Below are 13424 nucleotides of genomic sequence, written 5' to 3'. Positions count from 1 at the left end.
ACCGGCCGGCAAGGCCGCTTCGCTGCGGGGTGCCAGGGCCCGCGCGGACGCGGCCCCTGGCGGCCCGCTATCGACGCAGCATCAGCATTATTTTCGAAACAGCCTCTGAACGGGAATGGTGCCGGCCAGTGGATATCATTGACAGACGTCCCAATCCCCATGGGAAAAATCTCGAGAACCGGCGGCGGGTGCTGCAACGGGCCCGCTCGGCCGTGCAGACGGCGGTGCGGGATGCGGTGGCGCGCGGCAAGATCCGGGAAGTGGGGCAGGGGAATGCGATCTCGGTTCCGGCGGATGCGCTGCACGAGCCCTCGCTGCATCGTGTCTTCTCCGAGGGCGCGCGCGAGATCGTGCTGACCGGCAACCGCGAGTTTTCGCGCGGCGACCGGCTGCAACGGCCGCCGGGCGGTGGCGGCGGCCAGGGATCGGGGGCCGGGCAGGCCGGCGAGCAGGGGGGCGGCGAGGATTCCTTCCGCTTCGTGCTGAGCCGGGACGAATTCCTCGACCTGTTCTTCGATGACCTGGAACTGCCCGACCTGCTGAAGCGCGAGATATCGACCACCGAAAACGGCGTGCCTGCCCGCTCGGGCCTCAGCAACGAAGGGGCGCCGTCGCATCTGGACCTGGGGCGCACGATGCGGCGCTCGATCGCGCGGCGCCTGGGGCTGGGGCGGCCCAAGCCGGCCGAATTGCAGGAGGTCGAGGAGCGGATCGCCGCGCTGGAGGCCCTGCGGCCGGCTTCGGCCGAGGAACTGGAGGAACTGGAGGGGCTACGCGAGCGGCGCGGCATGCTGCGCCAGCGGCTGGCGCGGATTCCCTGGGTCGACCCGGTCGATCTGCGTTTCCGGCGCTACACCATCATGCCGCAGCCGGCGACGCGGGCGGTGATGTTCTGCATCATGGACGTCTCGGGCTCGATGACCGAGCGGATGAAGGATCTGGCGAAGCAGTTCTTCCTGCTGCTGCACGTGTTTCTGGAGCGGCGGTACAAGAAGGTCGAAATCGTCTTCATCCGCCACGCCGAGAGCGCCGAGGAGGTGGACGAGGATACGTTCTTCCACGATCCGCGTACCGGCGGCACCATCGTCTCCTCGGCTTTGGAACTGATGCGCACCATCCAGCGGGAGCGTTTTCCGTCGGCGAACTGGAACATCTATGTCGCCCAGGCGTCCGACGGCGACAATGCGTCGTCCGACACCACCCGGACGGCGACCCTGCTGCGGGACGATATCCTGCCGGCGGTGCAATATTATGCCTATATCGAAATCACCGGGTCGGGGGCGGTGATCCGTGGCGAGACCGATCTGTGGCGCAGCTATCGCGCCATCGCCGACGAGAACGATCATCTGGCGATCCGCCAGGTGGGCGACCGCAAGGAGATTTTCCCGGTCTTCCGCGACCTGTTTTCCCGTCAGCGCGATACGGCGGAGGCTTGATGGATCAGATCATATCAGGAGGCGGCACGCCGGCCCGGGCCGGGGGGCTGCTCTATTCCGGCAATGACTGGAATTTCCAGACCATCCGCGACTGCTACGACGCGATCGAGGAGATCGCGCGCGGCGAACTGGGGCTGGAGACCTATACCAACCGCGTGGAGATCATCACGTCCGAGCAGATGCTGGATGTCTACACCGCGCATGGCATGCCGGTGGGCTACAAGCACTGGTCGTTCGGCAAGCGCTTCATCGGGCATGAGAACGCCTATCGGCGCGGGCTGATGGGGCTGGCTTATGAGGTCGTCATCAATTCCGATCCCTGCATCAGCTACCTGATGGAGGAGAATTCGGCGACGATGCAGGCGCTGGTGATCGCGCATGCGGCGTTCGGCCATAATCACTTCTTCCGCAATAACAGGTTGTTCCGGGAATGGACGGACCCGTCCGATATCCTGGATTATCTGGAATTCGCGCGCGGCTACATCGCCCGGTGCGAGGAGCGGCATGGCCAGCGGGCGGTGGAGCGGGTGCTGGATGCCGCCCATGCCTTGCAGAACCAGGGGGTCAATCGCCATTCCGGCGCCCGCAAGCTGGACCTGAAGGCGGAGCAGCAGCGCGCGAAAGAGCGGCGGGCCTATGAGGACAGCATCTTCAACGATCTGTGGCGGACGCTTCCCACCGAGGCCGGTGGCGCCGATGGGGTGGCCGAAGGGGCCCATGCGCGCCGCCTGCTGGGGCTCCCCGAGGAAAACCTGCTCTATTTCCTGGAGAAGAACGCCCCGCGCCTGGCCCCGTGGGAGCGGGAGATCATCCGCATCGTGCGGATGATCGCGCAATATTTCTATCCGCAGCCCCAGGTGAAGATGATGAACGAGGGCTGCGCGACCTGGGTGCACGTCTACATCATGCGGCGGCTGCACGAACTGGGGCGGATCGACGATGCGGCCTATCTGGAGGTGATCCATTCGACGTCGAACGTGATCAACCAGCCAGGCTTCGACATGGGGGGAGGGGCGTCGTTCAATCCCTATGCGCTGGGTTATGCGATGATGACCGATATCGTGCGCATCTGCACCGAGCCGACCGCCGAGGACCGGGAGTGGTTCCCCGACATTGCGGGCAACGGCGATGCGATCGGCACGCTGCGCCATGCCTGGGCGGAATATCGGGATGAGAGCTTCATCCAGCAATTTCTCTCGCCCAAGGTGATCCGCGATTTCCGCATGTTCCGCCTCAGCGACGACACCGCCCAGCCCTATCTGCTGGTCGATGCCATCCATGACGAGGCCGGGTATCGGGAGATCCGCCGCAGCCTGGCGCGTGTCTATGACCCCGGCACGTTCTATACCGAGATCGAGATCGTCGATGTGGACCTGCTGGGCGATCGCACCCTGAAGCTGGAGCACCGCACCCGGTCCGGCCAGTTGCTCCAGGCCCGCGATGCGCGGCAGACGCTTGATTATCTCGCCGCCCTGTGGGGCTATGGCGTCGTGTTGAACGAGGTGGATGACCAGACGGGTGCGGTGCTTGCGAGCCACACCGCTGGCCCGGCGCAATAAGGGGAACCGGCAGGAAAACGCGCGCCGGCAACGGCGCAGGCGCGTGTTTCGGGTTGGAAACATGCGGAATGTTTCCCGTTTCCCGCGGTGCACCTACCATTATTTCATTGGTATCAAAAACTCTGAAATTCACTTGCGATTTTTCGAAAGTGGACGACTAGCCGTTCCGACGAAAAATTTGTATCGAAAGAACATCAAACCAGGCGGCGAGCGTGGTCCTGCTCCGCTTCCTGCCCCCGAATCGTGATTCGGGGGATGGTGTGGCGAACAACGGGGTTGGCGGGATGAAGATGATATTTCCTTCGTGGGTCCGACGGTCGCATGCTGGCTGATCGGCGGTCTCGCGTTGCGCGGCGGATTGCGCGCTCCCTGCTGGCCGCCACCGTTCTGACGGCGGTCGCGGCACATGAGCCGGCGCATGCCGCCGAGCCGATCCTGCAGACCGAGGAAAGTGACGTCGTCACCCTGCCGCCCGGCGGCCCGCACCGGGTCCTGGTCGAGGACGGAGTCTATCGCCACAGCAAGGACGGGCGGGTCTATGTCGTGGACCTCGATACCGGCCGGCTACTGGGCATGGTGCAGGCGGCCTATAACGCCAACATGGTGGCCGATCCGGCGGGCAAGGCGTTCTATGTCGCCGAGACGACGTGGGAACGCGGCAATCGCGGCAAGCGCCACGATATCCTGGCGGCCTATGATCCGCGCACGCTGGAGATGGTCGCGGATATCGACCTGCCGGGCCGTGCGCTGATCACGCCCAAGAAGCCCGACATGGCGATCGGTGCCGATGGGCATTATGTCTATGTCTACGATTCCAGCCCGACCAATGCCGTCCATGTCTATGACACGGCCCTGAAATCGGTCGTGCAGACGGTGGACGTGCCGGGATGCGGGCTGATCTTTCCCTGGGGCAATGCCGGCTTCTCGTCGATCTGTGGCGACGGGTCGCTGGCGAACGTGCAGATGGATGCCAAGGGCAAGCCGACCCTGACGCGGACCCCGCCGTTTTTCGTGCCCGATCGCGATCCGGTCTTCGAACACAGCCCGGAGGTCGCGGCCGATGGCCATGTCTGGTTCATTTCCTACAGCGGCCTGATCTACGAGACGACCCTGGGCGCGCAATCGAGCGTCGCCAAACCCTGGTCGATCCAGCAAGCCGCCGGCCTGAAGGTGGCTTCGGATGCCCGTGCCCCGTTCGAGGTGACGTGGCGGCCGGGCGGATGGCAGCTCGCGGCGCTGCGGGCGCGCGATTCGCATCTGTTCGTGCTGATGCACAAGGGCACGTTCTGGACGCACAAGGATGCCGGGTCCGAATTGTGGGAACTGGATCTGAAGACGCACCGGCTGGTCAGGCGTATCCCGCTGGCCGCCCCCAGCATGATGGTCGGCGTGACCCAGGATGCGCAGTCGCGCATCATGCTGACGGATGAAGCCGGCGACCTGATGGTGCTGAACGGTGCCGACGGCAAGCCTGTGCGCAAGATCGGGGCATTGGGAGATGCGCTGATCTTCACGGCCGCCCCCGGAGAATGAGCCCCCGCGTGACGGAGAAACGATATGCCCAATCCTGAAGACAGGGGGGCCGTCGGCGTGACGCGGAACGGCCTCGACACGATGGCCGAGCGGTTTGCCCGCTATCTTGCCGGCCGGTCCTCCCGCCGTAGCGCGCTTGCCCGGCTGGGCGGGTGGGCCGCCGCGATTCCGGCCTTTCCGCTGCTGCCGGTCTGGCGGCGCGATGCGCGGGCTGCTGCTCCGGCCGCACCAGCCGCGCCGTCCCCCTTCGCGGCGAAGGCGCAGGTGAAGGACGATACGAAGTGCGATTACTGGCGTTATTGCGCCATTGACGGCAATCTGTGCACCACCTGCGGCGGCGGGGTTCATAGCTGCCCGCCGGGAACGCATCCGTCGCCGACCTCGTGGATCGGTACGTGTTTCAACCCGCAGGACCGCCGCTCGTACCTGATCGCCTATCGCGACTGCTGCGGGCAGGATGCCTGCAACGAACAGAACTGCCTGGGTACCGATGGTGACCTGCCGACATATCGTCCGCAGGCCAACAACGACATCATCTGGTGTTTCGGTACCGGTTCGTTGCTCTATAATTGTTCGACTGCCGTGATTGTAGGAACTGCCGAATGAAGAAGATCCTTACCCTGGCCCTGCTTGTGGGCGCCGCGACTCCGGCTTTCGCCGCGCCGGATGGCCAGGCGCTCTACGGTGCCAATTGCGGCATCTGCCACCAGGGCGGTGGTGTCGGCGCGCCGGGCCAGTTTCCGCCGCTGGCGAACCGGATCGACAAGATCGTCTCGACGCCCGAAGGCAAGAAATATGTCACCGAAGTGCTGATGAACGGCCTTGCCGGTTCGATCGACGTCGCCGGGACGACCTATGTCGGTTTCATGCCCAGCTTCAAAAGCCTGTCCGATGACGATGTGGCGGCGATCCTGACCTATCTGTCGTCGCTGGGCAGCACCAAGCCCGCGCCGGTCGTCGCCGCGGCCGATGTGGCGGCCGCGCGCGCCGCGCCGATGGCCTCCTCTGCCGTTGCGGCGGCGCGGAAGGACCTGAATGCGGCGCATCCACTGCCGTAAGACCCTGACTGGACATGCGCGCCGGCAGCGATCCGACGCGCATGTCCCGTGCCGCGATGTTGACGGCGATGAAGACCGCACGACTCCGATGTTCAAAAAGATACGCCAGGGGTGCCGTCATGCGGCACGTTTGCCTGGCAGACCGATGTTTCAAATGATCTCCGGGTCGGGCGGGCGTCTTGCCCGCCTGACGGGATCGGCCCTGGTGATCGCCGCCCTGGTCGGCCCGATGATGGCGGGCCGGGCCGCGCTGGCGCTGGACCAGGTCCGCACCACCTATCTGGAAAAATGCGGCGGCTGCCACGGGATCGAGGGGCGGTCGGGGCAGACCTATATCCCCACCCTGCGTGACCGGATCGGCATGTTGAGCTGCACGCCGGAGGGGCGGGCTTATCTGCTCACGGTGCCCGGCGTTTCGATGTCGCTGATCCGCGATGACGCGCTGATGGCGCAGGTGATGAATTTCGTCCTGTTCGACCTCGGTGGCCGCAGCACGCCAGCGGGCACGCGGCCCTTCACGGCGGAAGAGGTGCACACCCAGCGTGGCCACCCGTTGAGCACCACCGATCTGCCGGCCGTGCGGGCTGGCGTGTGGGCGCGGGCGATCGCCTGCGCGAACCGCCGGTAACGGGCGGCTGCCCGTCCCGTCAGGGCAGGCGGCGCGCCAGATCGGCGGCGGCGATGGCGAAGGCCTGGTAGAAATCGTCATGCACGGCGACCATGCCGCCGGAGAGGCGGATAAAGCCCTCGGTCATGCCGTTCTGCACCATGCCGTCCGAATGGGCGAGAATCCCGTCCGCATCTTCCATCGCCCCCGATCCGACCGGGGCGTCGGGTGTGATGCGCGGGCGCAGGGTGTCGTTCCAAGCCGCATTTCGGTAGGCGGCGACTTTTTCGGGATAGGGGCGACCGTCGGTGGTATAGCCGGCGAGGGGCTTGCCCTGGGCCATCATGTAGCCGATTTCCACCGCCGTCCCAGGGTCCATGTCCGCGGCCCGGCGGAAGGGGTCGAGGCAGAAGATGCCGCCAGCGCAGCGGTCCATGAGGTCGCGGTCGGCGGTTACAATCTTCAGGATGGTCTCCAGCCCCGGTGGCAGCAATTCGATGCCGGCCTGGCCGTCGAAGGGGGCGAGGCCGTCCAGCCCCACCTCCCGGCACAGTGCGCGCAGCCGGTCGAAAATGGCGACCGCGCCGGGGCGAAAGACCAGATCGCCGGCCAGATAGACGGTTCTGTTCGCTGTCATGCCGCTTCTGCACTCCTTTTTCTTGCCACGATCCGATTCGCATCTTATGTGGAAGCGCCAACGGTCGGGTACCCGAGGCACTGGGACCCCTGCAACGGTAGATGAGGTTCCAGCACGATGTCTTCCCCCAGCCATCCGCTTTCCGTCTCTCGTGTCGAGGAGCGCATTCGCGAGGCCCTGGCATTCGACGATGTTCTGGTCGTTCCCGCGGAATCGCGGGTGCTGCCCGGGCAGACATCCACCAGCAGCCGCCTGACGCGCCGCATCGGCCTGAACATTCCGCTGATCTCGGCGGCGATGGATACGGTGACCGAGGATGCGATGGCCATCGCCATGGCCCAGCAGGGCGGCATGGGCGTGATCCACAAGAATCTCACGATCGACGAGCAGGCCGAGCATGTGCGGCGCGTGAAGCGCTATGAATCGGGCATGGTCGTCAATCCGGTGACCGTGTGGCCCGACCAGACCCTGGCCGACGTCAATGCCATCATGACCCGCCATGGCATCAGCGGCCTGCCGGTGATCGAGCGCGACACCAAGCGGCTGGTGGGCGTGCTGACCAATCGCGACGTGCGCTTCGCCACCGACCCGAACCAGCGGGTCGATGAACTGATGACGCGCGACAATCTCGTGACTGTCCGCGCCGATGTGGGCCGCGACGAGGCGCGCCTGCTTCTCCATCGCCGCCGGATCGAGAAGCTGCTGGTGGTCGATGACGAGAATCGCTGCATTGGGCTGATCACCGTCAAGGACATGGAAAAGGCGGTGCTCTATCCGCTGGCCAACAAGGACGAGATGGGGCGCCTGCGCTGCGCGGCCGCGACGGGTGTGGGCGAGGATGGTTTCAACCGCGCCCGTGCGCTGATCGAGGCCGGGGTGGACGTCGTCGTGGTCGATACCGCGCATGGCCATTCGGCCGGCGTGATGGACGCCGTGGCGCGGGTCAAGGCGCTTGACGACCGCATCCAGGTGGTGGCCGGCAATGTCGCAACGCCCGAGGCCGCCATTGCCCTGATCGAGGCGGGCGCCGATTGCGTGAAGGTCGGTATCGGTCCGGGGTCGATCTGCACCACGCGCGTCGTGGCCGGCGTGGGCGTGCCGCAATTTACCGCCGTGATGGAAACGGCGGTGGCCTGCCATGAGCGCGATATTCCGGTGATCGCCGATGGCGGCATCCGCACCTCGGGCGATATCGTCAAGGCGATCGGCGCCGGGGCCGATGTGGTGATGGTCGGCTCGCTGCTGGCCGGCACCGCCGAGGCACCGGGCGAGGTGTTCCTGTATGAGGGGCGGTCGTACAAATCCTATCGCGGCATGGGTAGCCTCGGCGCCATGGCGCGCGGCTCGGCCGACCGTTATTTCCAGCAGGAAATCAAGGAGACCCACAAGATGGTCCCCGAGGGGATCGAAGGGCGCGTGGCCTTCAAGGGCGGGATGGATGCCGTGGTGCATCAGCTCGTCGGCGGGCTGCGGGCCGGCATGGGCTATACCGGCTCGGCGACGGTCGCCGATCTGCAGGTGCGCGCGCGCTTCCGCCGGATTACGGGTGCGGGTCTGCGCGAAAGCCATGTCCATGACGTGGCGATCACGCGCGAGGCGCCGAACTATCGGCGCGACTGATCCCATCCCAGATCGCCATCTCCGACTGTCAGGACGACCATGACGCCCAGCGCGCGGCTTGCTGCCGCCATTGATCTGCTGTCGGAGATGGAGGCGACGCCGCGTCGCCCCGCCGATGCCGTTGCCAACGCCTTCTTTCGCGAGCGCCGCTATATCGGCGGCGGGGACCGTCGCGCCGTGTCCGAGCGGGTCTGGGCCGTGCTGCGGCACTGGCGCCATCTCGGCTGGTGGCTGGAGCAGGCGGGCGCGGAGGCGACCTCGCGCACGCGCCTGATCGCGGCGATGCTGTTGATGCCCCGGCCGGGCGAGGCGCCGGGGGTTCTGTTTTCGGGCGACCGGTATGGGCCCGCGCCGCTGACCGCGGCCGAGCAGGAGATGGCGGCGCGGCTGCGCGGCCAGGCGCTGGCCGATCCGGCAATGCCGCAGGCGGTCCGGCTGGAAGTGCCGGACTGGCTGCTGCCCCGGCTGGCCGAAACATTCGGCGCCGCGCTGGAGGCCGAGGTCTCGGCGCTGGCGGGTGAGGCGACACTGGATCTGCGGGTCAATCTGCTGAAGACGACACGCCAGGAAGCGGCGCGCCTGCTGGCGGAAGGGGGCATTCACGCCGAGGAGACGATTCTCTCGCCGTGGGGGTTGCGCGTGCCGGGGCGGCAGCCGGTGACGGCGACGGCGGCCTTCAAGGCGGGTCTGGTGGAAATCCAGGACGAAGGCAGCCAGATCGTGGTGGCGGCGGCCGATGCACGGCCGGGCATGCGCGTGCTGGATTATTGCGCGGGTGCTGCCGGCAAGACGCTGGGCATGGCCATGACCATGCAGAATCGCGGCCATATCGTGGCCTGCGATGTCTCCGAGCCCAGACTGGAGGGTGCGGTGCGCCGGTTGCGCCGGGCTGGGGTCCATAATGCGGAACGGCATCTGCTGGTTCCGGGCGATCGCTGGGCACGGCGGCGGGCCGGCAGCTTCGATCGCGTGCTGGTCGATGCGCCCTGCACCGGCACCGGCACCTGGCGCCGCAATCCGGACGCGCGGCTGCGCCTGACCGAACGCGATCTGGAAGAACTGACGGCCAAGCAGGCCGAGATCCTTTCGACCGCCGCCACGTTGGTCCGGCCGGGCGGGCGGCTGATCTATGCCACCTGTTCGGTACTCCGCGAGGAAAACCAGGACCGGATCGCGTCGTTTCTGGCGGCGTCGCCGCAGTTTCGGCGGGCCGGGCCCGAGCCCGATTGCGGCCTGCCGCCCGATCTGGCGCAGGATGGGATGATCGCGCTGTCGCCCCTGCGCCACGGCACGGACGGGTTTTTCGCGGCTATTCTGGAACGGGTGGCCTGAATTCCCGGCGCCGCTTCCGTGCGGCGTTCTATCCTGCTCACGCACCACGACATATTCTGGTACCCTGCGGTTTTTCGAACCAACCGTCCGGGATAGGTGTATGCAGGAAAATCTGGCCATCGGGATCTTGTGCGTTCTGGGCGGTGGTATTGGCGCCCAGTGGATTGCGTGGCGGTTTCGCCTGCCTGCCATCGTCCTGCTGTTCGCTCTGGGGCTGATCTATGGTCCCGGGCTGAACCTGCTGCATCCGTCGGCGGCGATCGGGCAATATTTCCATCCGATGGTCTCCCTGGCCGTTGCCTTCATCGTGTTCGAGGGCGGGCTGGGGCTGGATTTCCGCCAGTGGCGCGCGGCGGGCGAGGGAGTGCTGCGTCTGACGGTGGTGGCGCTGCCGATCAACCTGGTCCTGGGGAGCCTGGCGGCCCATTTTGTCGGGCATCTGCACTGGGGCGCGTCCTGGCTGTTCGGCGCCATCATCGTGGTCACCGGGCCCACCGTGGTCCTGCCGCTGCTGCGCCATACCAAGCTGCGTCCGCGTGTGGCGGCCTTCCTGCGGTGGGAGGCGATCCTGAACGACCCGGTCGGAGCCATCCTGGCGACGCTGGTGCTGGAGTTCCTGATGATCCAGGGCAACCGGCATTCCGGGATGTTCGTGGCGGAGATCGTACCGCACCTGCTGTTCGCCACCATGATGGGGCTGGGTTGCGGCGTCTTTCCGGCGGTGCTGGTGCGGTTTCTGTCCCGGCGCGACCTGATCCCGGAAATCCTGCGGATTCCCATCATCCTGACCCTGGCGATGAGCGTGTTCGCCATCTGCAATTTCTTCATGGAAGGCGCGGGGCTGATGGCGGCCACCGTCTTCGGCATGGCGCTGGCGAACCTGCATGTGCTGGGCATGAGCGAACTGCGCCGCATCAAGGAATCGCTGGGCGTGCTGGTCGTATCCTGCCTGTTCGTCATGCTGACGGCCGACCTGCATCGCGAGGTGCTGGCGCGCCTGTCGCTGCCGATCGTCGCCATGACGCTGACGGTGCTGTTCGTGGTGCGTCCGGTCGGCATCCTGCTTTCCACCATGCGGTCGGGCTTGACGTGGCAGGAACGGCTGTTCGTCGGCTGGATCGCGCCGCGCGGCATCGTCGCCGCCGCCGTGGCGGGGGCGGCGGGCCTGCAACTGAGCGATGCCGGCTATCCCAGCGCCGACCTGGTGATGCCCGGCGTGTTTGCCCTGATCGCGACGACCATGATCCTACACGGTTTTTCTCTCCGCCCGCTTGCCCGTGCCCTGCGTCTGACGCTGTCGGACGATCCCGCGCTGGCGATCGTGGGCGCGAGCGCCTGGTCCACCGACCTAGCGGGGGTGGTGCATCGCCTGGGCTGCCCGGTTGTGCTGGTGGATACCTATGCCGGCGCGCTGGCGGCGGCGACGCGGGCCGGCATTCCGACCCTGCGGGCGGAGTTGCTGTCCGACGAAGGGATGGAGAGCCTGGAGGAGCGCCCGGCCGACTACCTGATCGCCACGACGCCGGACGCGATCTATAACGGGTTGGTCTGCGCCCGGCTGGCGCCCGATTTCGGGCGCCAGCGCGTGTTTCAGGTCAGTCCCGGCGTGGCCCGGCTGGATCTGTATCGTGGGTTGAGTCGCGATTCGCGGGGGCGGGTACTGGGAGAACCGGCATGGAATTTCACCCTGTTCGAAACCTTGTTCGAACGCGGGTGGCGTTTTCGCGCCATGCCGCCCGTCCCGGCGCCCGCGGGCAGTGCGCCTGCCGCGCCGTCGGGTTCGGCTGACGGGAACCGCCTGATGATCCTGACGGTACGCAAGGGCAGCGCGATCCTGGTCTGTTCGGCCGAGGATGCAACGCCGGTGGAACCGATGGCCGGGGACATCGATGTGGTCATGGAGCCGCCGGCACCACCGGAACAGACCGGGCTGGCCTGAGAGCCCGACCGAAAATGCGCACTGGCGGCGACATGTCTTCAGGCGGGCGGAAGGACCTCGATTTCCGATAGGCCGGCTGCCAGCAGGCGGCGCAGGTCGGCCTCGGTCAGGGCGATGCAGCCTTCGGTCGGCTTCCGGTCGGGCGATTGCAGGTGCAGGAAGATCGCCGATCCACGGTCGGCGACCGGCGGCGAATCGTTGTAGCCCAGGACGATCACGATATTGTAAACGTCGTCGTCACGCCACATGCGCTCATGGCGGCCAGGGTGCGGCAGCGTGACCGGGCGGTTGTAGTCCGCATGGGTGAGGTCGTCGCACCAGCCGTCACTGGGTGCCAGCGGTTCGACCGGAAGATGGCTGGTGGGTGCGGGTACCCGGTCCGCACGATACAGAACCCGCCGCAGCGGCAGCAGGCCGGCCGGCGTGGCATGATCGCCTTCCTGCTTGTGGATGCGGACGCCGGCGGCACCGATGACGGCCGGGATTTCCTCGCCCATGCAATGCAGGCGTGCGCCAGACCCTGTATTAGTTTTTAGTAACCCGCGTATCATGAATCGCTCCAACTGGATCGCTTTTTGCTCGGAATCGGTTCTAAATTGCCGGGCCTGTGGTCTGGATACGGCGACGTGACCGGGATAGTGAGTATGGTGTCAAGTCGGCTGACCCGGATGCTGCCGTTTCCGTCCCGGGAATGATATAGGATAAAGATGCCGGCCCGGCGTGAATGGGGTTCGGTCAAAATAAAGAGGGTTCGATGGCAGGTGCGCGTCCCATTCTGATAGTGGATGACGATCAGACGTTACGTCATATGCTCGTCGAACAATTGCAGCTGGAGGGAGAATTCCAGGCGATCGAAGCCGAATCGGTGGCCGATGCCTGGGAAAAGCTGAACGCGCCGGGCGCGCGCTTCGACGCCATCATCCTGGATGTGACGCTGCCCGACGGCGACGGCCGCGATTTCTGCGCCGAGTTGCGGCGGCAGGGAAAGCGGATACCGATCATCATCCTGACCGGTTCCGACGAAGAGACCGATGTGGTGCGCGGGCTCGATGCCGGGGCGAACGACTATGTCGCCAAGCCGTTCCGCATCGCCGAACTGCTGGCCCGCCTGCGCGCCCAGATGCGCATCTTCGAAAACAGCGAGGATGCGGTCTTCTCGATCGGGCCATATGTCTTCCGTCCCTCGGCCAAGCTGTTGCAGGAGCCTGCCCGCAATCGCCGCATCCGCTTGACGGAGAAGGAAGCCGCGATCCTGAAGTTCCTCTACCGGGCCGGAACGCGGCCGGTGCCCCGTCAGGTTCTGCTGAACGAGGTTTGGGGCTATAATGCCGCCGTTACCACCCATACGCTGGAAACCCATATCTACCGGCTGCGGCAGAAGATCGAGCCCGATCCGACCAATGCGTCGCTGCTGGTGACCGAAGGCGGTGGTTATCGCCTCGATCCGGAAGGGGGGCTGCGCGCCTCCTGACCGTTCGTTCGTGTGGCGTCGGAAAGACCTTCTGACGCATGCGGCCGAGGGCTCTCCCGGGAGCCTTTCTATCTTCCTTCGTGTTTCTGAGAGCAGCTTCACGTGATGAGGTGATTCCGCCTGATCACGACGAACTGGTGATCGTCCAGATGATCGACGAAGCGGTGATCGGCGATCCCGGGACGGTCCTCGCAATGCCGGGGCCATATCCGGGGTCTGTTTCGGCGCGAAA

The 13424-nt window shown here is 66.0% G+C and carries 12 protein-coding genes; 10 read left to right on the top strand and 2 right to left on the bottom strand.

Features of this window, described 5'->3' with window-relative positions:
- Window positions 1-128 precede the first annotated feature (128 nt).
- The 6 genes from ACMAUO_RS02540 (at window position 129) to ACMAUO_RS02515 (ending at window position 6214) form a co-directional block, all read left to right on the top strand.
- Window positions 129-1436, top strand: coding sequence for a YeaH/YhbH family protein (locus ACMAUO_RS02540; RefSeq protein ID WP_420355420.1), 1308 nt, complete (start codon window positions 129-131; stop codon window positions 1434-1436).
- Window positions 1436-2995 (top strand): SpoVR family protein, encoded by a 1560-nt coding sequence (locus ACMAUO_RS02535; protein WP_420355419.1) that lies wholly within the window; start codon window positions 1436-1438, stop codon window positions 2993-2995. Before ACMAUO_RS02540 ends, ACMAUO_RS02535 begins: the two co-directional genes overlap by 1 nt.
- Window positions 2996-3316: 321 nt before the next feature.
- Window positions 3317-4528: an amine dehydrogenase large subunit gene (locus ACMAUO_RS02530; protein WP_420355418.1), complete on the top strand. Its 1212-nt coding sequence runs from the start codon at window positions 3317-3319 to the stop codon at window positions 4526-4528.
- A gap of 24 nt (window positions 4529-4552) precedes the next feature.
- Window positions 4553-5134 carry a methylamine dehydrogenase (amicyanin) small subunit gene (gene mauA, locus ACMAUO_RS02525; RefSeq protein WP_420355417.1) on the top strand — a complete coding sequence of 194 codons (582 nt, stop codon included), beginning with the start codon at window positions 4553-4555 and terminating at the stop codon, window positions 5132-5134.
- The gene (locus ACMAUO_RS02520; protein WP_420355416.1) at window positions 5131-5586 is read left to right on the top strand and encodes a c-type cytochrome; all 456 of its coding nucleotides are present in this window, start codon (window positions 5131-5133) and stop codon (window positions 5584-5586) included. Before mauA ends, ACMAUO_RS02520 begins: the two co-directional genes overlap by 4 nt.
- A 154-nt stretch (window positions 5587-5740) precedes the next feature.
- Entirely contained in the window at window positions 5741-6214 is a 474-nt protein-coding gene (locus ACMAUO_RS02515) for a cystathionine beta-lyase (RefSeq protein ID WP_420355415.1), read from the top strand.
- A 19-nt stretch (window positions 6215-6233) separates the two neighbouring features.
- Here the strand turns inward: ACMAUO_RS02515 and ACMAUO_RS02510 are convergent, their stop codons facing one another.
- Window positions 6234-6830 (bottom strand): nucleoside 2-deoxyribosyltransferase, encoded by a 597-nt coding sequence (locus ACMAUO_RS02510; RefSeq protein ID WP_420355414.1) that lies wholly within the window; start codon window positions 6828-6830, stop codon window positions 6234-6236.
- Window positions 6831-6947: 117 nt separating this feature from the next.
- Between ACMAUO_RS02510 and guaB the strand changes: the two genes are divergently transcribed.
- The 3 genes from guaB (at window position 6948) to ACMAUO_RS02495 (ending at window position 11721) form a co-directional block, all read left to right on the top strand.
- Window positions 6948-8450: an IMP dehydrogenase gene (gene guaB, locus ACMAUO_RS02505; RefSeq protein ID WP_420355413.1), complete on the top strand. Its 1503-nt coding sequence runs from the start codon at window positions 6948-6950 to the stop codon at window positions 8448-8450.
- Between the two features lie 39 nt (window positions 8451-8489).
- Window positions 8490-9782, top strand: coding sequence for an RsmB/NOP family class I SAM-dependent RNA methyltransferase (locus ACMAUO_RS02500; protein WP_420355412.1), 1293 nt, complete (start codon window positions 8490-8492; stop codon window positions 9780-9782).
- 100 nt (window positions 9783-9882) lie between these two features.
- Entirely contained in the window at window positions 9883-11721 is a 1839-nt protein-coding gene (locus ACMAUO_RS02495) for a cation:proton antiporter (RefSeq protein ID WP_420355411.1), read from the top strand.
- Window positions 11722-11759: 38 nt separating this feature from the next.
- Here the strand turns inward: ACMAUO_RS02495 and ACMAUO_RS02490 are convergent, their stop codons facing one another.
- The gene (locus ACMAUO_RS02490) at window positions 11760-12218 is read right to left on the bottom strand and encodes a L,D-transpeptidase family protein (protein WP_420355410.1); all 459 of its coding nucleotides are present in this window, start codon (window positions 12216-12218) and stop codon (window positions 11760-11762) included.
- A gap of 257 nt (window positions 12219-12475) precedes the next feature.
- On the opposite strand from ACMAUO_RS02490, the gene ACMAUO_RS02485 reads away from it, so the two are divergent.
- Window positions 12476-13192, top strand: a complete 717-nt coding sequence (locus ACMAUO_RS02485; RefSeq protein WP_420355409.1) for a response regulator transcription factor — start codon at window positions 12476-12478, stop codon at window positions 13190-13192.
- The last annotated feature ends 232 nt before the right edge of the window (window positions 13193-13424 follow it).

This window comes from Gluconacetobacter brunescens (assembly GCF_048695475.1).
In the GTDB taxonomy this organism is placed as follows: Bacteria; Pseudomonadota; Alphaproteobacteria; order Acetobacterales; family Acetobacteraceae; genus Gluconacetobacter.
This window is presented reverse-complemented; position numbering and strand designations above follow the sequence as displayed.